Origin of the sequence: Burkholderia catarinensis (assembly GCF_001883705.2) — a bacterium.
GTDB lineage: Bacteria > Pseudomonadota > Gammaproteobacteria > Burkholderiales > Burkholderiaceae > Burkholderia > Burkholderia catarinensis.
This window is the reverse complement of record NZ_MDEQ02000003.1, coordinates 390,492-412,201: the sequence shown is the minus strand read 5'-3', so window position 1 is coordinate 412,201 and position 21,710 is coordinate 390,492. Positions and strand designations below refer to the sequence as shown.

Genomic DNA, 21,710 nt, shown 5'->3' with positions numbered 1-21,710 from the left:
CCGCGTCCTTTCCGCCCGCCGCGCCCGGCGGCCCGCCCACTGTCGGCCGGGCCCGTCAGCCGCCGCCGAACAGCGTCAGGAACAGCGCGTTGTCGGGCGTGCCCGTATGCGCATGCGTGCGCAGCGGCGATCCGTCGGCGCGGTTGGTCCACCAGAAACTGGTGCCGCCGTGCGGATCGAAATAACCGGATAGCCCCGGCCACGCGGCAAGATTCGGCTGTTCCGGCTGTTCCGGCTGCTCCGGCAGCGTCGCCGGCGTGCGCTCGGCGATGTCCGCGTACCGGCCGCCGCCCGGCGCGAGCCGCACGCGTTCGAGCGTCCGCTCGAGATCGCCCGGCGCACGCGCATGACGGATCGCGTCGAGCAGCGCCTGGCCGACCTGCCAGTAGAACGTGTCGGCGGCGTCCGGCAGCCCGTTCCAGTAATCGGCCGCGCGCAGCGGCAGCGTGACGATCACCGGGTAATAGCGCCCCACGCGGTCGCAGCTCGGCGCGAGGCAGCCCGGCTGCACGCACGACGCGCCGGCGCCCGCCGGAATCAGGAAATTCCACACCGGCGCGACCGTGTAGTGGCGCTCGATCTCGTCAGCGCCGCGCTGGCGCATCGCGGCCATCCCCTGCTGGAGCCAGCGTTCCCACCAGAGCGCGAGCGCATGCGGCAGCCGGCTGTTCACGAAGTCGCCGGCGCCGGGAATCTTCCCGTACCAGGCCGGCGCGTCGCCGTCGGCGCGCGTGAGCGGCGGCGTCGGGCTCATGGCTTCGGAGGGCATGTAAAGGACTCCATCTGGGGCAGCCTGAACGGGTTGCGGACACTGCCCGCATTCACCTGAAGCACGATCGGTTTGCCGTCGACCGTGAAGCGCGCAATCATCTGGTCGGAGCCGCGCCCGGCCGACACGGCCGCGCGGTCGAACAGCCGGTGCAGCGCCCACGGCCCGTCGGCCGTGAGGCCGTCGGTCGCGCCGGCCTGCCCCGACACCTGCAGCCGCACCTGATTGCTGCCGCGCGGGCCCGGCCAGCCCACCGCGCTCTGCACGAGCGGGCCGTGCGCGTAGCGGACGATCTGCCCGTCGACGTCGAGCACCATCTCCGTGATCGACGGGTCCATTTCGAGCGGCTGGATCTGCACCTTCAACTGCGCGGTGCGCGCGCCGCCGCCGCCGAAATAGACGTCGCGGATCACCGCCGCCTTCTCGAACGACGAAAGCATCGCGGCGGCCGACGGATCGGCGTCCGCATTGCGGTTCGCGAAGCGCCACGGGTGCGACGTCGTATCGACGATCGATTGCAGGTTCTTCTGGAAGAAGTCGTCCATCAGCCCGCCCGGCGCGAACATCTGCGCGAAATCCGCCGGCGCGACGTCGCGCGACGAGCCGCGCGCGAACGGATAACGGCCCGCGACCGCCTGCCGGCAGAAGTCGCCGACGTTCGCGCCGGCCCGCGTCGCGACGCTGCGCTGCTCGACGGTCGCGACGCTGCCGTTCGCGACGTTCGACAGATCGTCGAGCACTTCGCGGAACGGCGTCGGCAGCCGGCCGGCCTGCGCACGTAGCCGCGCGGGCGCATCGGACGGCGGCGGTTGCGCACCGCTCCTCAGCGCGTCGTCGGTGGCGGTCAGGTACGTGTACAGCGCGTCGATCGACTTCAGCACCGCGTCGAACGCCTGCGCCTGGTCGCCGCTGCCAGGCGCGAACGCACGCAGCCCGGCGAAGTGGCTGTCGACCACCTGCTCGGGGCTGGCGGGCGCCGCCGCGGACGGATTCGCGTCGCTGGCCTGGCCCGCGAAGATCTGCGACAGCGAACTGCGCGCCTCGTCGACCTTGTCCTGTGCGCGCGATGCGAGATTGCGCGCCCCGCCCGGCGTATCGCCGAGCGCCGTGTCGCGCGCAAGCGCGACCATCAGCCGCGTGAGCGGCGAATCGGCGGACGACAGCGCGCGTGCGACCTGGATGCTCTGCGCGAGCGTTGCCGTGCGCTGCAGCTTGATGTCGGCGAGATAGTCGTCCCAGATCTTCAGGTAGTCGTTCAGGTAGAGCTGGCGGATGTCGCGCGCCCATGCGGCCGCGTCGTTCGGCCCGGGGATCTCGGACAGCCCGAGATTCAGCACCCACACTTCCTCGCGCCCGTATGCCTCGACCTCGCCGGCCAGGCGCGGCGCGAACACGTTGCGATAGCCGTTGCGCGTATAGAGGCCCGGCACGCCCTCGGACAGCGGCTTGCCGCTCTGGCGGCGGAATACCAGCGACGCGTCGGGGCCGACCGCGCGCGTGATGCCGAAGTCGAACGCGGACGTCGCCGGGCGCAGCGTGCGCGTGAGCTGCCGGTACAGCCGCTGCGAGAACGGCACCTGCCGCAGCCGGTCGCGCACGTCGGCCACGAGCCGCTCGTTCATCGGATACGGCGACACCGCGACGCGGCTGCCGAACAGCGCGGCGAGATGCGCGCGCAGCGCGGCACGTTCGGCCGGCGAGAAATCGGGCGGCAGCGCGCGTTCCATTTCGAGGTCGACGACAGCCTGCACGAACGCGGGATCGTAGTGCGCGCTGTCGTACAGCATCAGGTACGCCTTCAGCGCCGCATACGCGTATTCGGTTTCGTCGGGCCGCGCGTCGCGCAGCGCGGCTTCCATGCGACGCGCGGCGATCGGCAGCAGCACGTCGTCGAGCGCGCGCCGGTACACGGCGTCGACGGCCTCGTCGATCTTCTCGCCCTGGAACAGCCCCCACCGGTACGCGAGCGGCGGATGCTGCAGGTCGACGCCGCCCGCATTCGCGAGGCCGCCGAGCGCGTCGAGCACGGGCAGCAGCCGGGCGATGTCGGACGCATCGGAGAATTTCGCGCCGGCGATCTGCGAATCGACGGCCGGCACGCGCGCGGCGATCTGGTCGAGATACGTCCGGTTGTTCGCATAGCTGCGCAGCCACGCGGCCAGCACGGCCACGCATAGCAGCGCGAGCAGCACGTAGCCGGCGATCTGCAGCACGCGCCGCTTCTGATGCCAGCGCAGGTCGCTGCCGGCGAGCGCGGCTTCGCGGAAGATGTGTTCCTGCAGCAGCGATTTCAGGAAGAAGCTGCGCCCGGTCGAACCGACCTGCGCGACCGGCGGCACGCCCTCGATCTTCAGGAAGCGCTTGATGCCGCTCATCACGCGATCGAACGCGGTGCCCTCCTGCGTGCCGCTCGTCAGGTACACGCCGCGCAGCATCGGCATCGGCTCGAAGCTCGAGACGGAAAACACTTCGGCGACGAACTGGCCGAGCATGTCCTGCAGGTCGGCGATCTGCTGCGGCAACAGGTACGTCATTTCGCGCTGGTGCGCGTCGGTCTGCGCGGCGAGCAGTTCGGGCAGCCCGTCGTTCAGCCGCTGGTGCAGCAGCCGGTATTCGCGGTCGAATGCCGCGCGCAGGTCGAAGCCCGGCGCCTCGCTTTGCGCGAGCGGGAACGTGAAGCCCCACACCTGCGCGCATTCCGCGCGGCCGTAGCCGCCGAAATACTCGGCGAAGCCCGCGAGCAGGTCGGCCTTCGTCACGAGCAGGTACACGGGAAAGCGGATGCCGAGCTGCGCGCGCAATTCGAGCAGCCGCTTGCGCAGCACCATCGCGTGCTGCGTGCGCTCGGCTTCCGACGCGCCGAGCAGGTCGGCGACGCTGATCGTCAGCATCGCGCCGTTCAGCGGCTGGCGCGTGCGGTATTTCTTCAGCAGGTCGACGAAGCCTTTCCACTCGGCCTCGTCGAGCGCGCGGTTGCCCTCGTGCGTCGTGTAGCGGCCGGCCGTGTCGATCAGCACCGCGTCGTTGGTGAACCACCAGTCGCAATGGCGCGTGCCGCCCACGCCGCGAATCGCCGCGCGGCCGAACTGCTCGGCGAGCGGAAAGCTGAGCCCGGAATTCACGAGCGCGGTGGTCTTGCCCGAGCCCGGCGCGCCGATGAACACGTACCACGGCAACTGGTACAGATACTGGCGCGACATCGCGTCGAACCAGCGCGGCAGGCCGTGGCGCACGGTGTCGGCCTGCCCGAAGCGGACTTTCTTCAGCAGCGTCGCGGCTTCGTCGAAGCGGCTGCGCAGTTCGTCGAGCTGCGCCTTCGCCGGATCGTCGGCGGTGGCCGGCCCCGGCACGGCCGCGCGAAGCTGGTTCAGCAGTTGCGCGTTGAGGCGGCCGGCGCGCCAGCTTCGCCACGCGACGCGCGCGCCCCACGCGGCGAACAGCACCGCGATCGTCAGCCCGCGCGCCCAGCCGCTTTCGAGCGGCCGGACCTCGGCGAACGCGAACAGCGGGCCCGCGAGCCACACGAAGCACGCGAGCACGACGAGACCGGCGAAGGTCCAGATCTCCCGCGACGGCAACGGCCGGACGAAACGCGCGACAGCCTGGTTCATGTCAGCCTCCGCCGGGCCGCCCCAAGGAGGCTGACCGCCCCCGCGGGGGGAGCCGTGCATGGGACCGGAGTAAGCGCTGAAGCGCCAACTCCGGTCGACAGCGAACGAAGTGAGCGTGGGGGGCGTTTCATCTCAATTGGCCCCCTGCGTCGCGCCGACGGCGGCGCTGCCGGGCGCCGGCAGCAGCGTGATCTCGACGCGTCGGTTCAGCGCGCGGTTCGCGGGCGTATCGTTCGGCGCGACCGGATCGAGCGTGCCGCGCCCTTCGGCCGCAAGCCGTTCCGGACGATCGAGCCGCGCGGCGACCATGCCGCGCACGGCTTCCGCGCGTTCGCGCGACAGGTCCCAGTTCGATGCGAAGCGCGCCGTATGCACGGGCGTGTCGTCGGTATAGCCGGTCACGCGCACGTTGCCGGGCACCTTGTTCAGCGCATCGGCGACGCGCGCGAGCACCGATGCGTAGCGGTCGATCACCGATGTCGAGCCGGACTTGAACAGCCCGTCGCCGCGCAGCACGATCACGCTGCGATCGGCGTCGTCGCGCACCGCCACGAGGCCGGCCGCGATCTCGGGTTCCAGGAACTTCGCGATGCGCGGCGCCGCCGCCGGGCGCGGCGGCGCCTGCGTGGGCTGCAGCTTCGGCACGTGCAGCGCGTCGATCGACGCGAACAATCGATCCGAATGCCCGGCGAGCGCGATGCGCAGCCCGACGAACACGCCGAAGCCGATCAGCAGCGCGAGCGCGACGCACACCCACAGCGGCACGACGAAACGGCGCGCGACGTCGCGCGTGACGACGTCGCGCCAGTGCGGCGACAGCGCGGGCTCGAATTCGCCGCGCACCGAGCGGATCGTCTGCGCGAGCTGGCGGCGCAGCGCATCGAGCTGCGCGTGGCCGTTGTCGAGCACGCGATAGCGGCCCTCGAAGCCGAGCGCGAGACAGAAATACAGCAGCTCCAGCAGGTCGAGATGCTGGCGCGGCTGCTGCGACAGGCGTTCGAGCAGGTGGAAGAACTTCTCGCCGCCCCAGGTTTCGTTGTGGAACGACACGAGCAGGCTGTGCGACGACCACACGCTGCCGCCCCACGGCGTCAGCGCGGCCGCCTCGTCGAGCGCCGTGCACAGGCAGTAGCGCGCGCCGATGATCGCTTCGGACGGCACGCCGGCTTCCTGCGCGCTCGCCTCGAACTGCCGGATCTCGACGACGAGATGCTCGCGCAGCCACGCCGGATTCGGATGATGGACGGTCGAGCGGATCTGCGGCACCAGATTGAGCAGCGGGTTCGCGGCCGCGACGAGCGGGTTCGTGCCGCTCGCGGCCCAGCGGCCGGGCCGCGGCTGCGTGGCCGTCGGCCCGGCCGCGCCCGCCGCGGCAGCCGGATGCATGCCGCCCGGATTCGGCGGCACGAATCCGCCGGCGCCGGCGGAGATCGAATCGGAGGAAGAGTTCATCGCGTCGCCCCGCCCTCACCCGCGTATCGCCCAGAACTCCATCGAGAGCCCAGGGAATTCGCCGGCGAAATGAAATGCGAGACCGCCGGAGCGCGCCAGTTGCTTCCACAGGTCGCTGCCCTTGTCGATCTCGAAGTACGTATGACCCGCGTGATACGGGATCTGCCGCGGCGCGACCGGCAACTGGCGCATCGTGATGCCCGGCAGTTGCAGCTGCACGAGATCGCGGATCCGCTCGACGGGCCCGAGCTTCGCCTGCGCGGGAAAACGGGCGCGCAGGCTGTCGGCCGGCACGTCCGCGCGCACCGCGAGCACGAAGCCGGCCGTGTCGCGCAATGCGGGGTCGGCCAGCGTCGCGACGCGGATGCCGTTGCCCGCATCGCGCAGCTCGATCTGGATCGCGTTTTGCTCGAGCACGGTCGACAGCGACCGGCGCAGCTCCGTCATCAATTCCGCGAAGCTCGTGCGCAGGTCGTCGTGCACGTAGACCGCGAGCGACTGCGGACGCCGGCCGGCCGCCGTGAACGTGCTCAGGTCGCACGCCAGCTTCAGCCAGTCGCAGAACAGCGCTTCCGGATGCGTCGAAACGTGCTGCTGCGCATGCCAGGTCAGCGCGAGATAGCGGTTCACGAGCTGCAGCAGCAGGAAATCCGCGACTTCCGACACGCCGCCGCGCCCGGGTTCCGACAGCCGTTCCGCAAGCGCTTCGCTGCGCTGCGTGAGCAGCCCGTGCAGTTCGCGCGCATACGCCAGCAGCACGGCATCGCGCTGCGCGACGAGCCGCGGCGGAATGTAGCCGTCGTCGGCCAGCAGCCGCGCATCGGTGCGCCGCTCGACGATCCGCGCGACGCCGAGCGCGTGCCAGTCGCCGGTCAGCTCGGCTTCGAGCATCAGCCGCACGTTCAGGCGCCCCGTCTGCAGCAGCGCGGGGCCGAGCGCGACCGCGTTCGCGTCGGCCACTTCGTATTCGCGCACGACGTAGCGCGCGACGTCGGCGTCGGCACTCGCGTCGTGTCCGCCGTTACCGCCATTACCGGCGTTACGTGCGCCTGCGCCTGCGCCGAACGACACTTCCTCGCCGCCGCCGCGCCACAGCGGCAGCGCGAGCACGACGAGCTGGTCCTTCGCGTCGGCCGGCACGTCGAGCGGTTCGGGGAGATCGTCCGGATGCGACAGGTCGAACGGCGTGCCGTCGCGCATCACGCCCGACGCGGCACGCAGCGCGACCTTGCCGAGCGCAAGCTGCTCGCGATCGAGTTCCAGCGTGTCGAAGCCCCAGTAGAAGCCTTGCAGCGGCAGGCAGCGCAGCGCGACATAGCGTTCCCAGTGCCGTTCGAGCTGCTGGAAATGCTGCGGCCGCAGGAACATGCCCTCGGTCCACACCACCCGCTGGCGGAGTGCCGCGACCGGCGTCGCGTTCATCGTCGGTTCGGTCATGGGCGCCCCCGCGCGTCGTTCAGCGCGATGCCGCCGTTCCTGACCGCGATCGACAGCTTCAGCTCGCCCGGCGACGTCTGCCAGAACTTGTAGAGATTGAGCTGCTTCGCGCGCGGCAGCGGCACCGTCAGCCGCCAGCGGTTCTTTTCGAGCATGCGATATTCGGCGATGACGCCGATCGCACCGGCCTCGACGTTGCCGCGATAGTGCAGCGTGCGCGAGTCGCCCGGCCGCAGGATCACGCGGTCGGTGCCGAGCAGGTCCGCGCCGAGCACGTTCTCGGGCTTGTCCTGCAGCGAGAAGAAATCCGCGCTGTCGAACGCCGACGCCGCACGGAGCTGGAATACCTTCAGCACGATCGGCGAAGGCTTGCGGTTCATGTCAGGGTTGACGTCAGGCGCAACGTCGACCGTGATCGCATACGGCACCGCGGCCGCGTGCTCCGTCGCGCCGCACCCCGGAAACAGCAACACGCATCCCCATACGATGAAACTGCTCGACCGCCATTGCATATTTCACCCTCGCCGCCCAATAGTCATTCACCGGTTTTCGAATATGGAACCGGATGATCGGATCAAAAAAGGGACAATTAATTGACCGGTAATTGTGTAGCCTGTCTCTCCATCTATTGCAATTCGTGCCGGCAAATCGTTTTTGTAAAAAACCGGGTCGAATCATCCATGGTTTGTAAAAGTGAATTTGGCCAGATGGCAGGCAATTGAATCGATATTGGTCGTTTAAAGAAAAAAGTTAATCCGACCGGTGCGCGCTGGCGGCCCGGTTCTATTGCGTGGACACCTGTCGGATGGGCTCGGGGCGCAAGCCGGCCGGCCGCCGGGCATGAGACGCTCGCGACGTTGATGGTGTGCCAGGCTATTCGTATCGCACGAACGGACAGCCCGTTTTTTCGTGCATTGAAGTGCGCCGGCTAAACAACTGACGAATCCGAAAAACACAGCGAACTATAGGTTCGTTTTTCTGGATTAACAAGCACTGAAATTCGTAGTCGATTAGGCATTCAAGTGGTAATCGATTCGGCGAAATGAAACAAAACGTAACAGCGATATCGATGGCGATGATTGGCACTAAAATCCAACAGCGCTTGGGCGTCACCTCCAATTACACGCAAATTATTTATTTCAATAATGAAAGGTCGTTCGTCGATCGTTCTTTTCCTCGCCGCGTTGTGGCTGGGCGCCGGCGGGTGCAGCACGTCCCCGACGAAGTCGGCCGCGCGCGCGACGGTCGACAGCGCGCGCGCCGCGTACGACACCGGCGATTACGGGCGCACGATCGCGCTGCTGAGCCGCGCGAAGGAGATCGACGGCGCCGACACCGACACGCAGGTCGCCGCGCACAAGCTCCTCGCGTTCAGCTATTGCGTGACGAACCGCGTCACGCCGTGCCGCGCCGAGTTCTCGAAAATTCTCGACCTCAACCCGCGCTTCGACTTGTCCCCGGCCGAGAAGGGGCATCCGGTCTGGGGCCCCGCGTTCGAATTCGCGCGCCGCAAACATGCGTCGTCATCCTGAACGAGCCGGTTTCGACGCGAGCGCTGGGCGCCTGTTCATGCCCTCATCCACCGAGCGACGTATGACATGCAACTGATCGTGATCGAACATGCCGGCGAGCCGGTCGAAAACGACTCCTACGACGCCGTCGTGTTTCATCCGCCGGGCGGCACCATCGGCCGGGCCACCGACAACCATCTCGTGCTGCGCGACGACACGCGGCAGATCTCGCGGCTGCAGGCGCTGCTGCAGGTCGGCGACGACGCGTGCCTGCTGAAGAACCTGAGCAGCGTATCGACGATCGAGGTGAACCGCGAGCCGGTCGGCTATGCGCAGGAGCGCCCGCTCAATACCGGCGACATCATCCGCATCGGGCCGTACGTGCTGCGGGCGGAACGCGACGATGGCGGCGACGCGCCGGTCATCGACATGGCACCCGATACCGGTGCGCATGTCGGCAGACCACGCACGCCGGACGCCGCCGCACCCTCGCACCCTTCGCCCTCGCCCTCGCCCTCGCCCTCGCGCGACGACACGAAAGGCGCGGGCAACCGGCTGTGGGCGCTGCTCCAGGATCGTCTCGCCCCGCGCGGCAAGGCGGCGGATGCCGGCACGCGGCCCGGCCCGGCGCGCGCGGACGCGGCGCAGCCGGCGAACCGCGCCGCGCAGGCCGTGCCGCCCGAACCGTCGCAGCGCGACCTGAACCAGTTGTCGACCGATCCGCTCGACCTGTTCGCGCAGTCGTCGGGCGATATCGGCGCGCCCGGCGCGGGGGCGCCCGCCGATCGCGGCAATGCGGGCGGCGAAGCGCCGTCCGCGACGCAGGCCGACCACGCGCCCGAGTGGACCCAGCACGTGCGCGTGCAGCCGGCGGCCGCGCGCGCCGATGCGCGGCCGGCCGACGACCCGGTGCCGCATACGGCGCGCGCGCCGGCGCCGCCGACGCCCGACGAGCTGCTGAACGCGTTCTTCGAAGGCGCGGGGCTCGATACGGCCGCCGAATCGCATCAGTGGTCGGCCGAACAGCTCTATATCGCGGGCCAGTTGCTGGCGCTGTTCGCGAACGGCACGGTCGAGCTGCTGTCGTCGCGCAGCATCCTGAAGCGCGAGGTGAAGGCGCACATGACGATGCTGCTCGATCGCGAGAACAACCCGCTGAAGCTGCTGCCGGACGGCGGCGCGGTGCTGCGGCAGATGTTCGGGCTGCCGCTGCCGGGCTTCATGTCGCCGCAGAGCGCGGTCAGCGATGCGTTCCAGGATCTGCACGCGCACCAGATCGGCATGGTTGCCGGCATGCGCGCCGCGCTGATGGACCTGCTGACGCGCTTTTCGCCGCAACGGCTGCGCGAGCGCGACGACGCGATGCGCTGGTACGAGAAGCGCGTGCCCGCGCTGTACAAGGCGAGGATGTGGGATCGCTACGCGGCGACCCATCGCGACACGGTGTTCGCGATCGAGGACGATTTCGCGTCGGTGTTCGGCAAGGCGTTTCTGGCGGCATACGACGCGGAAGTGGAAAGCTATCGCGGCAGCGGCCGGCATTGAGTCGCGCAACCGCCCGGCCGGGCATTCGCGAATTGAGATACGCTCGTCCTGCACAGGCCATTGGCGCCGGTCGGGAGCGAAATGAGCACAATGACGGGGATCCTCGATCCAGCCGCACTGCCGCCGCGCGTCGCGCGGCTGGTGCTGGTGACGCCGGACGGCTCGGTGGTCGGTTGCCTGCCGCCGATGCCTGTCGCGATCCCGTGGTGGCAGGAAGTGGAGTCGGTCGTGCGTGCCGCGCGCGAACGCCATCGCGTCGACGTGACGATCCTGCGTCTGCTGGAAACCGCCCGCGACCGTGCACCCGGCGGCGAAGTCACCTATCTGGCCGAGATCGCGGAGCCCGTTCCGGCCGAATGCTGGACCGGGAACATCGAGCCCCATTCACTGCGCCAGCGCTACGCACGGCCCGGCGGCCCCGCGGCCGATCTCGGCTGGGCGGCGCACGTGCTGGCCGGTCACGGCCTGTCGGCCAGCGGCAAACCCGTGCAGGTGCGAACCTGGAATCTGTCCAGCGTCTGGCGCATCCCGATCGGCGGTCAATCGGCCTGGCTGAAAGTGGTGCCGCCGTTCCTCGGTCATGAGGGCAGCGTCATCACGGCGCTGGCCGGCCGGCATGTGCCGACCCTGCTGGGGCAGGACGAATGCGGGCGCATCCTGCTCGCCGAGATCCCGGGCGACGACCAGTTCGACGCCGCGCTGCCGCAACTGCTCGACATGGTGACGCTGCTGGTCGACATGCAGGCTGCGTGGATCGACCGTGTCGACGCATTGCGCACGATGGGCTTGCCCGACTGGCGCGGTGCGGGCCTTGCAGCCGACATCGCGGATGTCGCCGAGCGAGCCGGCGAGGCGCTGTCTCGCGACGAACGCGCGGCGCTGCGGTATTTCGTGAGTGGTCTTGCGGCGCGGTTTGCCGAAATCGATGCATGCGGATTGCCGAATACGCTCGTGCATGGCGACTGCCATCCCGGCAATTTTCGCGGAACGCGATCGGTGCTCACGCTGCTGGATTGGGGCGACAGCGGAATCGGCCACCCGTTGCTCGACCAGTCCGCGTTTCTCGACGCCGTTCCGCGCGAGTACGCGGCGACGATCAAGGACCACTGGAATCGCGAATGGCTGGCGAAGCGGCCCGGCAGCGACCCGGTGCGCGCCGCCGCCCTCCTCGCGCCGATCGCGACGGCCAGGCGAGCGGTGATCTACCAGCGGTTCATCGACAATATCGAACCGTCGGAGCATATCTATCATCGCGGCGATCCGGCCGACTGGCTGGGCCAGACCGCGGCACTGGTCGCGACGCCGGGCTGAATGCGGGATCGTCTTCGCCGATGCCGGGAATCGCCACGGCATGGTGACGTGAAAAACAACGAAAAACGGCGCAGGCCGGGCATGACACCCGGCTTGCGCCGTTCGCGTGCGCACCGCGCCAGGGGCGGCGGCGCGCGCGGTCAATCGGCCGTCAGACGGCCATCACCGTCACCGACTTCGTGACGAGGTACGCCTCCAGCGCTTCCGGCCCGCCTTCGGACCCGTAGCCCGAATCCTTCACGCCGCCGAACGGCATTTCCGGCCACGGCGTCGCCGGCTGGTTGATCCACAGCATCCCCACTTCGAGGCGCTGCGTGAGCAGGTGCACATTCGCGAACGCACGCGTGAACGCGTAGCCGGCCAGCCCGAACGGCAGACGGTTCGCTTCCGCGATCGCGTCCTCGAGCTTGTCGAAACCGCGAATCGCCGCGACCGGGCCGAACGGCTCGTTATTGAACACGTCCGCTTCGAGCGGCACGTTCGCGATCACGGTCGGCGCGAAGAAGTTGCCCTCCGAGCCGATCCGTTCGCCGCCGGTTTCGATGCTGGCACCGACCTTGCGTGCGTTGTCGACGACCGACGCCATCGCGGTCAGCCGGCGCGGGTTCGCGAGCGCGCCGAGCGTCGTGCCTTCCTCGAGGCCGTTGCCGACCTTCAGCCCTTCGGCATGCTTGACCAGCGCGCGCGTGAATTCGTCGCGGATGCTGTTGTGCACGAGGAAGCGCGTCGGCGAAATGCAGACCTGACCCGCGTTGCGGAACTTCGAGCCGCCGGCGGCCTTCACCGCGAGCGCGACGTCGGCATCCTCGGCGGCGATCACCGGCGCGTGCCCGCCCAGCTCCATCGTCGCGCGCTTCATGTGCTGGCCCGCGAGCGCGGCGAGCTGCTTGCCGACCGGCGTCGAACCCGTGAACGTGACCTTGCGGATCACCGGGTGCGGGATCAGGTACGACGAAATTTCAGCCGGATCACCGTACACGAGGCCGATCACGCCGGCCGGCACGCCCGCGTCGACGAACGCGCGCAGCAGCGCGGCCGGCGAGGCGGGGGTTTCCTCCGGCGCCTTCACGAGGAACGAGCAGCCGGTCGCGAGCGCGGCGCTCAGCTTGCGCACGACCTGGTTGACCGGGAAATTCCACGGCGTGAACGCCGCGACCGGGCCGACCGGCTCCTTCACGACGGTCTGCTGCGCGCCGAGGTTGCGCGACGGCACGATCCGGCCGTACACGCGGCGGCCTTCGTCCGCGAACCATTCGATGATGTCGGCCGCCGACAGCACTTCGACACGCGCTTCGGTCAGCGGCTTGCCCTGTTCCTGCGTCATCAACTGCGCGATCGCATCGGCGCGTTCGCGCACCAGCGCGGCCGCCTTGCGCATCGTCGCCGCGCGTTCGTGCGCGGGCACCTTGCGCCAGGCTTCGAAGCCGCGCTGTGCGGCGGCGAGCGCGCGGTCGAGATCGGCGATGCCCGCGTGGGCTACCTTGCCGATCGGCTTGCCGGTCGCCGGGTTCACGACGTCGATCGTCTTGCCGCTCGCGGCGTCGACCCACTCGCCGTCGATCAGCAGTTGCGTATCCGTATAAGTCACGTTAGCCATCCAGACACCCCTACATTGCGTCGATAAAACGCGCGCTGCCGCGAACGGCCGCGCGCCGGTTGACAGAAAGAGCAAAGCCGCCGGGGCAGACAACCACCCGATGGCGTCGACGGCAGGCACGCCGGCCCGCCGTCGTTCCGCTTGGGGCCGCGCTCAGCGCGCGGCAGCCGTCGCCTTGCGGAGTTTCGCGACGTCCGCCGCCTGCACGGCCGGCGCGCCGTTGTTCCAGCCGGCGCGCATGAACGTCAGCACGTCGGCGATCTGCTGGTCGTTCAACTGGTTCGAGAACGCCGGCATCGGATACGCGGACGGCACGCCGTCGATCACGAGCGTATCGCTGCCGTTCAGCGTCACGTTGATCAGCGACGATGCATCGGTCTCGAGCACGTTCGGATTGCCGGCGAGCGGCGCGAGCAGCGGCGCGTAGCCGCGCCCGTCCACGCCGTGGCAATGCAGGCAGTAAGCGTTATACACCTTCGCGCCCGGATTGGCCGCCGGCCGGCCCAGCACCGCCAGCGTCGCCTTCGGATCAGGGTTGTACGGCGGCGCGCCCGTGCCGCCCGCGGCCGGCAGCGATTTCAGGTAGCGGGACATCGCCGCCAGATCGTCGTCGGAGAGCGCCTGCGTGCTGTGGTTGATCACGCTCACCATCGAGCCGAATGCCGTGGCGTGCCGGTTCGCGCCGGTCTTCAGGAACTGCGCGACGTCAGCCTCGTTCCAGCGGCCGAGCCCCGTATTGTGCTCGCCGGTCAGGTTCGACGCGAACCAGTTGTCGATCGCGGCGCCCGACAGGAACGCCGTGCCGCCTTCGTCGAGCGCCTTCTCCTGGAAGCCGACACCGCGCGGCGTATGGCACGACCCGCAGTGCCCGAGCCCCTGCACGAGGTACGCGCCGCGGTTCCACATCGCGTCCTTGGCCGGCTTGTCGGCGTAGGGCTTCGTGTCGAGGAACACCATGTTCCACAACGCGAGCGGCCAGCGCATGTTGAGCGGCCACGGGATGTCGGACGGCCGGTTCGCCTGCTTCACCGGTTCGACGCCGTGCATGAAGTACGCGTACAGCGCCTTCACGTCGTCATCCTTCAGCTTCGCGTACGACGGATACGGCATCGCCGGATACAGGTGACGGCCGTCCTTCGCGACGCCCGCACGCAGCGCGCTTGCGAATTCGGCTTCCGTGTAGCCGCCGATGCCGGTGGCCGGATCGGGCGTGATGTTGGTCGTGTAGATCGCGCCCATCGGCGTGACCATCTTCAGGCCGCCCGCGAACGGCGTACCGCGCGGCGCGGTGTGGCACGCGACGCAGTCGCCGGCTTTCGCGAGATACGCGCCGCGCGCGACGAGTGCGCTGTCGGGCGGCGCCGTCTGCGCCGCGTGCGCGGCCGTGCCGGCCAGCAGCGCCGACAGCGCGAGCAGCGATGCGCGGAGCGCGTTCGTGGCGTGATTCAGGGTGAGGTTTCTCATGGCAGTGTCCTCCCCTCAGGCCGTCTTCAGCTGGTTGCCGACCGGCAGCTTGCGCAGCCGCGTGCCGGTTGCCGCGAAAATCGCGTTCGACAGCGCGGCCGCGGTCGCGGCCGTGCCCGGTTCGCCGATCCCGCCGGGCGCTTCGCCGCTCTTCACCAGATGGACCTCGATCGGCGGCGTCTCGTTGATCCGCATCATCCGGTAATCGGTGAAGTTGGTCTGCATGACGCGGCCGTCCTCGATCGTGATCTCGCCGTACAGCGCGCCCGTGATCCCGAAGATGATGCCGCCCTGCACCTGCGCCTCGATCGTGTTCGGATTCACGACCATCCCGCAATCGACCGCGCACACGACGCGCTTGACCTGCACCTCGCCGCCGTCCACTGCGACGTCGATGACGATCGAGAAGAAGCTGCCGAACGCATGCATCACCGACACGCCGCGCCCTTGCCCCTTCGGCAGCGACGCGCCACCCCAGCCGGCCGCTTTCGTCGCGACGTCGAGCACGTTCAGCGCGCGCGGTGTCTTGCCGAGCAGCGCGCGGCGGTATTGCACCGGGTCGGTCTTGGTTTGCGCGGCCAGTTCGTCGATGAAGCTTTCGACGACGAAGGTGCCGCGCGTCGGCCCGACGCCGCGCCAGAACGCGGTCGGGATGTGGCGCGGCTCCTGCCGCACGTAGTCGACGAGCTGGTTCGGCAGGTCGTACGGCAGCTCGGCCGCGACCTCGACCGCGTCGGGATCGACGCCGTCCTTGAACGCGGGCGGCGCGAAACGCGCGATGATCGACGAGCCGACGATCCGGTGCTGCCACGCGACCGGCTTGCCGTTCGCATCGAGCCCCGCCGAGATCTTGTCGTAGTAGTACGGGCGATACATGTCGTGCTGGATGTCTTCCTCGCGCGTCCAGACGACCTTCACCGGCGCGTTGACCTGTTTGGCGACCTTCACGGCCTGGCCGATCATGTCCGTTTCGAGCCGCCGGCCGAAGCCGCCGCCGAGCAGGTGGTTGTGCACGACGATCCGGTCGGGCGACAGGCCCGTGAGCTGCTGCACGGTATCGCGTGCCCGCGTCGGCACCTGCGTGCCGACCCAGATCTCGCAGCCGTCGCCGCGCACGTGCACCGTGCAGTTCACGGGCTCCATCGTCGCGTGAGCGAGGAACGGCTGTTCGTAGACGACGTCGATGCGCGTCTTCGCGTTCGTGAACGCTTTGCCGACATCGCCTTCCTTGCGCGCGACGGCGCCCTTGCCGTTCGCCGCGGCCTGCGCGAGATCGGCGACGATGTCCTTCATCGACACCTTCGCGTCCGCGCCTTCGTTCCACTTCACGACGAGCGCCGACGCGCCGCGCTTCGCGGCCCACGTGTGATCGCCGACCACCGCGACCGCGTTGTCGACGCGCACCACCTGGCGCACGCCGGGGATCTTCTTCGCGGCCGTGTCGTCGACGCTCGCCACCGTGCCGCCGAACACCGGGCTGTTCACGATCACCGCGTACAGCATGCCGGGCAGGCGCACGTCGAGCCCGAACTGCGCGGTGCCGTCGACCTTCTCCGGCGAATCGAGCCGCTTCGCGGGCGTGCCGATCAGCTTGAAATCCTCCGGCTTCTTCAGCGCGACGTCCTTCGGCACCGGCAGCTTCGCCGCGGCGTCGGCGAGCTGGCCGTACGACGCGCGCCGGCCGCTCGGCGGATGCTGCACTTCGCCGTTCGCCGCGCGGCAGGTGGCTGGATCGACCTGCCATTGCTTCGCGGCCGCCGCGACCAGCAGCGTGCGCGCCGTGGCGCCCGCGCGGCGCATCGGTTCCCAGGCGTAGCGCACCGACGTCGAGCCGCCGGTGAGCTGGCCGCCGAGCAGCGGATCGAGGAACAGCTTTTCGTTCGGCGGCGCATGATCGAGCGTCACGCTCGACAGCGGCACTTCGAGTTCCTCGGCGATCAGCATCGGCAGCGCCGTATACACGCCTTGCCCCATTTCGACCTTCGGCATCACCAGCGTGACCTTGCCGGCGCGGTCGATCTGCACGAACGCGTTCGGCGCGAATACGCCGGCGCGCGCAGTTTCATCGCCATCGCCGCCGATCACCGAGCGGCGTGCGTCTTCGCCCGCCGCCGGCAGGCTGAAGCCGAGCAGCAAGCCGCCGCCGGCCGCCGCGCCGAGCGACATGCCTAGTTTGAGAAACGAGCGGCGCGATACGCCGGTGCCGGCTTGCCCTGCTTCGATCAGTCCACGTGACATGTCACGCTCCCTTCGCGGCTTGCTTCACGGCCGCGCGAATCCGGTTGTACGTGCCGCAGCGGCAGATGTTGCCGGCCATGGCCGCGTCGATGTCGGCGTCGCTCGGGTTCGGGTTCGACGCGATCAGCGCGGTAGCGGCCATCACCTGCCCCGACTGGCAGTAGCCGCACTGGACGACGTCGAGCTCGCGCCATGCCTGCTGGACCTTGTGGCCGGCCGGCGTCGCACCGACGGCTTCGATCGTCGTGATCTTGCGGCCCGCGACGGCGGCGACCGGCAGTACGCACGAACGCGCGGCGACCCCGTCGAGATGCACGGTGCACGCGCCGCATTGCGCGATCCCGCAGCCGAATTTCGTGCCGGTGAGACCGACGACGTCGCGCAGCACCCAGAGCAAGGGCATGTCGTCGGGGGCGTCGACCGTGCGGTTCTCGCCGTTGATGTTGAGGGTGACCATTCAGCCTCCGGGGCCGGTGTATTGGGGAAGCGGCGCGACGGGCGCGCCGTGTCGTCATTGTCATTGCCGTCGCGCGATGCGCGGCGGGGGTCCTGCGGCGTTACTCGGCCACGTCGATGCCCGACAGCGCCTTGATGACCGGCGGCGCCGTGAACCAGTCAGCCGACTTCGTGCGGAATTCGCCGAAATGCGGGCTCGCGAGGTGCGCGTCGAAGGCGGCCTGGTCGTCGTAGATCTCGTACAGGTGCAGGTTCGGCGAGCCGTCCTGCTCGCGGAACAGGTCGTAGCGCCGGTTGCCCGGTTCGGTGCGCGTCTTGACGACCATGCTGCGCAGCTCGGCTTCGGCGGCCTGCGCGTGTTCGGGTTTCAGGAACAGGGAAGCAATTACGTGAAGCGCCATCTTGTCACTCCTATCGAAACGGAACCGAGCATGCCACAAGCCGGCGTTGCGCGACGCCGGCGTGCAGCCGTTGTGTGTCGCCGTGCGTGGCGTCAGGCCAGTTCGTCCGGGCCCACGCGCACGACGACCTTGCCGAAATTCTTGCCGGCGAGCAAGCCGATCAGCGCTTGCGGCGCATCGGCGAGATCGGGGACGACATCCTCGCGCGTCTTCACCTTGCCCTGCGCGACCCATTCGCTCATCTCCTTGATGAACGGCGCATAGCCGGTTGCATAGTGATCCATGATGATGAAACCCTGCATCCGGATGCGCTTGCGCAGGATCGTGCCCATCAGCGCCGGCACGCGGTCATGGCCGGTCGACACCGCCGTGTCGTCGTACGCCGCGTCGTTGTAATGCGCGATGATCCCGCACACCGGCACGCGCGCATGGTCGTTCAGCAGCGGCCACACCGCGTCGAACACGGCGCCGCCGACGTTCTCGAAATAGACGTCGATGCCGTTCGGGCATGCGTCCTTCAGCTTCGCGCCAAACGCCGGATCGCGGTGGTCGACGCACGCGTCGAAGCCGAGCGTGCCGGTCACGTAAGCGCACTTGTCGGCGCCGCCCGCAACGCCGATCACGCGGCAGCCCTTCAGCTTCGCGATCTGGCCGACCACTGCGCCGACCGCGCCGCTCGCCGCCGCGACGACCACGGTTTCGCCGGCCTTCGGCTCGCCGATCTTCAGCAGCCCCGTGTAGGCGGTGAAGCCCGGCATCCCGAGCACGCCGAGCGCGTACGACGGATGCGCGAGGTCGCGGCCGAGCGGAATCAGGTCGCGGCCGTCCGACAGTGCATAGTCCTGCCAGCCGGCGCCCGCGACGACGAGATCGCCTTCACGGAACGCGGGCAGGTTCGACGACACGACGCGGCTGATCGTGCCGCCGACCATCACGCCGCCGAGTTCGACCGGCGGGGCATAGGACGGTGCGTCGCTCATCCGGCCGCGCATGTACGGGTCGAGCGACAACCAGACCGTGCGCAGCAGCACCTGGCCGGCGCCGGGCGTCGGAACGTCACCGGTTTCGGTGCGGAAGTTGGCCGGCGTCGGCGCGCCGACCGGGCGCGAATTCAGGATGATCTGGCGGTTTGCGGTCTTGCTTTGCGACATGTGAGCCTCCGTCAACAGGAATAAACGTGCTTCTTGAGCACGATCGGATCAGGGATGGACCAGCAGAAAACGCACGTGTGCGTCCGCGCCGGCGGTCAGGCCGTCGCGGTCGCACGCATGCGGTTGGAATAATCGGAACAGCGTAACGTGGAGCGAAGCGTTCGTCATGCAGGATTGAGTAGACCAGTCGTCTAGAGTCAGGGCAAAAACAAGGCGCGCCCAAGCGCGCCCGACTTACGATTGCGCGTCGTCATGCGCGGCCGGCGGCAGGTTCAGCATGCGCCGCGTTTCAGTCATCGCCCTTTCGAGCGGTTTGCGGTTACGGTGAATCTTTTCCAGCAGCGTCGCGCCCAGCCACAGCTCGTAGAGGATCGCGGCCGTGTGCGGCGGATCGTCGACCGCGCTCAGCGAGCCATCGGCCAGCCCGGCCTCGATGCCGCCCGCGAGCCGCTCGATGATCGCGTCCGTGCCGCGCCGCAGCACCGTGCGCATCGCTTCCGACAGGTCCGACACTTCCGCGCCGAGCTTCACCGCGAGGCACTTGCCTTCCGGGTCGTCCGCACATTGCGTGTGCAGCCAGTTGCCCCAGTACGACATCAGGCGCTCGGCGCCCGTGCCGGCCTGATGCCCGAGCAGGTTGTCGAGATGCGCGAGATAGCCGTCGAAATACGATTCGAGCAGCGCTTCGCCGAATGCCTCTTTCGAGCCGAAGTAATGGTAGAACGAGCCCTTCGGGATGCCCGCCGCAGCGAGAATCTCGTTCAGCCCGACCGCCGAAAACCCCTTGTAGAGCATGATCGGCTTCGCGATATTCAGGATGTGCTGGCGGACTTCCGCGCCTGAAGATGCATTCATGATGGCGTATATTAGCAACGATTAGACCGGTCGTCTAGTAGCGTCGAACCGGCAGGTTGAACGGCACTTTACCCGATCCCGGCCAGGCGCCCTAATGTCCGGCCGGCATTTCCCGCTCCCGCCCCTGCGTTGCCGCGTGCGCGGCGTCACACGCGCGACTCGGTTTCGTCGCGGGCGTTTCATCGATCACCCGCTTAAATAGGCGCGGCGCATGTGCCGGCGATCGCCACTCCGTGGCCGACATTGCACACGTGTGCAATGCGCCGAACCGTCGTTGCCGCCTCCCGAACCCGTGACCAGGAACGCCCCATGACCGCTTCGAAACCCGCACGCCCGAGCGCGCCGAACCGCCGGCGCTTCATCCAGCGCGGCGCCGCGCTGACCCTGTCGCCGCTCGTCGGCACGCTGGCCGCCTGTGGCGGCGACGGCAGCCCGACGTCCGCGTCGTCGTTCGCCGCCGCGGGCGCCGCGGATGCGTCCACGCGCAGCTACGGCATCGCCGATCGCTCGATCACGATCAACGTCGTCAATGCGATCCCGTCGACGACGCTCGCGTTCGGCAACGCGGCGAGCCAGAGCGGCTCGCTGCCGCAGGCGTCGCAGGCGCTGGTCGCGACCGGGCAATCGACCGCCGTCAGCGCGTCGAACAGCTGGGCCGATTGCACGGGATCGTTCAGCCTCGCCGGCGGCGATGCGTCGTTCGCGATCGCGTACACGCATCCGTTCGGCTCGCAACCGACCACCGTCAGCGTCACGCCGTCGGCCGGCTACGTGTCGGGCGCCGACGCCGCCACGTTTCCCGGCCACGACTCGGTCGCGAACCTCAACCTGTATCGCGGCGTCGCGACCGCGAACGGCGCATGGGTCGTCCCGCTCGCGCAGCTCGCGACGCCGCCGGCCAACAACTGCCAGGATTTCGCGAACAGCATGTTCGGCAGCAACGTGCGCACGGCCGCGGCGATCCAGTCCGCGTACCAGGGCACCGGCCCGCTCGGCTACGTGCCGCCCGCCGATTTCACCGGCGGCCAGCTCGCGGGCTTCGTCGCGCAATGGGTGCAGCGCTGGCAGAACGGCGCGTCGTATGCCGTGCTGCCCGGCGCCGATGCGCAACTCGTCGATGCGCTGAAGCAGTACGTGTCCGGCGCATCGAGCGCCGGCCCGCTGACGATGTGGGTGCCGCAGATCGCATGGCAGGCCGGCACCGATCCGGCGGTGTTCGCGCTGACGGGCTATCGCGCGTTCCCGTTCGTCGATGCGCAAGGCAACTGGATCGCCGCCACGCTGTCCGCGTTCCTGACGCTGCTGGCGGCCGGGTCGCACATCGTCGCGATCAGCGCGACGAGCGACCTGCCGGCGGGCGTCACGATGCAGGCGTTCGACAGCTTCATGGGTGCGAGCGGGCTGACGACGTCGACGGATATCGGCAACTCGCACTACGCGTCGGTCGTGAACACGACGGGCCGCTACTACCTGAGCGTCGGCAGCGATTTCGCGCCGGCGAACTGCGGGCTGATCCTGTCGTTCCTGTACGGGCGCACGGTCAACAACCTGCTCGCGGGCGCCGGCACGTACAACACGTTCATCCAGCTCGAAGGCTGGCAGGCCGGCGGTTCGCGTCACAACGCCGACTACGCGACCTATCAGCAGACGCTGTGGAACATCTCGACGTACGGCGCGTCGGCATGCAGCGAGAAGCGCGCGACGTCGATCTTCCTCGCGCCGGCCGGCTGGACGCCGCAGGTCTACCAGACGACGCGGATGATGCCGTACGTCGGCGCGTATGCGCAGTCGAACGGCACGCCGCAGGGCTGGCTGAACACGTCGCTCGTCACGATTTCCGCGGACGCGCCGCCGCTGCCGTCGCGGTATGTATCGAGTTGAGCCGCCGGGCCCGCAAACGGGCCCGCGCCCT

At 68.9% G+C, this 21,710-nt stretch carries 16 protein-coding genes; 4 read left to right on the top strand and 12 right to left on the bottom strand.

What is annotated here, in order from left to right:
* Positions 1-55: 55 nt before the first annotated feature.
* The 5 genes from tagF to tssJ form a co-directional block, all read right to left on the bottom strand.
* Positions 56-769 (bottom strand): type VI secretion system-associated protein TagF, encoded by a 714-nt coding sequence (gene tagF, locus BFF94_RS07125; protein WP_128844800.1) that lies wholly within the window; start codon positions 767-769, stop codon positions 56-58.
* Positions 751-4,380, bottom strand: coding sequence for a type VI secretion system membrane subunit TssM (gene tssM / locus BFF94_RS07120; RefSeq protein ID WP_219139154.1), 3,630 nt, complete (start codon positions 4,378-4,380; stop codon positions 751-753). Before tssM ends, tagF begins: the two co-directional genes overlap by 19 nt.
* Before the next feature lie 132 nt (positions 4,381-4,512).
* On the bottom strand, positions 4,513-5,832 hold the full coding sequence (locus BFF94_RS07115; RefSeq protein WP_219139153.1) for a DotU family type VI secretion system protein: 1,320 nt from the start codon (positions 5,830-5,832) through the stop codon (positions 4,513-4,515).
* 15 nt (positions 5,833-5,847) lie between these two features.
* Positions 5,848-7,269 (bottom strand): type VI secretion system baseplate subunit TssK, encoded by a 1,422-nt coding sequence (tssK, locus tag BFF94_RS07110; protein ID WP_128847881.1) that lies wholly within the window; start codon positions 7,267-7,269, stop codon positions 5,848-5,850.
* A complete protein-coding gene (gene tssJ, locus BFF94_RS07105; RefSeq protein ID WP_128847883.1) occupies positions 7,266-7,781 on the bottom strand; it encodes a type VI secretion system lipoprotein TssJ in 516 nt (171 codons plus the stop codon). Before tssJ ends, tssK begins: the two co-directional genes overlap by 4 nt.
* 633 nt (positions 7,782-8,414) lie before the next feature.
* Here tssJ and BFF94_RS07100 point away from each other — a divergent pair.
* The 3 genes from BFF94_RS07100 (at position 8,415) to BFF94_RS07090 (ending at position 11,636) form a co-directional block, all read left to right on the top strand.
* Complete coding sequence (locus BFF94_RS07100) at positions 8,415-8,801, top strand: TssQ family T6SS-associated lipoprotein (protein ID WP_128847885.1); 387 nt, start codon at positions 8,415-8,417, stop codon at positions 8,799-8,801.
* Between the two features lie 66 nt (positions 8,802-8,867).
* Entirely contained in the window at positions 8,868-10,325 is a 1,458-nt protein-coding gene (tagH, locus tag BFF94_RS07095) for a type VI secretion system-associated FHA domain protein TagH (RefSeq protein ID WP_219139152.1), read from the top strand.
* Between the two features lie 81 nt (positions 10,326-10,406).
* Positions 10,407-11,636, top strand: a complete 1,230-nt coding sequence (locus BFF94_RS07090; RefSeq protein ID WP_128846787.1) for a phosphotransferase family protein — start codon at positions 10,407-10,409, stop codon at positions 11,634-11,636.
* 151 nt (positions 11,637-11,787) lie between these two features.
* Here the strand turns inward: BFF94_RS07090 and BFF94_RS07085 are convergent, their stop codons facing one another.
* From BFF94_RS07085 to BFF94_RS07055, 7 genes are all read right to left on the bottom strand, one after another.
* The gene (locus BFF94_RS07085) at positions 11,788-13,233 is read right to left on the bottom strand and encodes an NAD-dependent succinate-semialdehyde dehydrogenase (protein ID WP_128846790.1); all 1,446 of its coding nucleotides are present in this window, start codon (positions 13,231-13,233) and stop codon (positions 11,788-11,790) included.
* A gap of 153 nt (positions 13,234-13,386) precedes the next feature.
* Entirely contained in the window at positions 13,387-14,697 is a 1,311-nt protein-coding gene (locus tag BFF94_RS07080) for a c-type cytochrome (protein ID WP_219139151.1), read from the bottom strand.
* A 15-nt stretch (positions 14,698-14,712) separates the two neighbouring features.
* Positions 14,713-16,935, bottom strand: coding sequence for a xanthine dehydrogenase family protein molybdopterin-binding subunit (locus tag BFF94_RS07075; RefSeq protein ID WP_128843451.1), 2,223 nt, complete (start codon positions 16,933-16,935; stop codon positions 14,713-14,715).
* A gap of 1 nt (position 16,936) precedes the next feature.
* Entirely contained in the window at positions 16,937-17,392 is a 456-nt protein-coding gene (locus BFF94_RS07070) for a (2Fe-2S)-binding protein (RefSeq protein ID WP_128843452.1), read from the bottom strand.
* A gap of 100 nt (positions 17,393-17,492) precedes the next feature.
* The gene (locus BFF94_RS07065; RefSeq protein ID WP_128843453.1) at positions 17,493-17,792 is read right to left on the bottom strand and encodes a putative quinol monooxygenase; all 300 of its coding nucleotides are present in this window, start codon (positions 17,790-17,792) and stop codon (positions 17,493-17,495) included.
* Positions 17,793-17,884: 92 nt separating this feature from the next.
* The gene (gene curA / locus BFF94_RS07060) at positions 17,885-18,943 is read right to left on the bottom strand and encodes an NADPH-dependent curcumin/dihydrocurcumin reductase (protein WP_128843454.1); all 1,059 of its coding nucleotides are present in this window, start codon (positions 18,941-18,943) and stop codon (positions 17,885-17,887) included.
* Between the two features lie 234 nt (positions 18,944-19,177).
* Entirely contained in the window at positions 19,178-19,798 is a 621-nt protein-coding gene (locus BFF94_RS07055) for a TetR/AcrR family transcriptional regulator (RefSeq protein WP_128843455.1), read from the bottom strand.
* A 309-nt stretch (positions 19,799-20,107) separates the two neighbouring features.
* On the opposite strand from BFF94_RS07055, the gene BFF94_RS07050 reads away from it, so the two are divergent.
* Positions 20,108-21,679 (top strand): hypothetical protein, encoded by a 1,572-nt coding sequence (locus BFF94_RS07050; protein ID WP_128843456.1) that lies wholly within the window; start codon positions 20,108-20,110, stop codon positions 21,677-21,679.
* Positions 21,680-21,710: the final 31 nt, after the last annotated feature.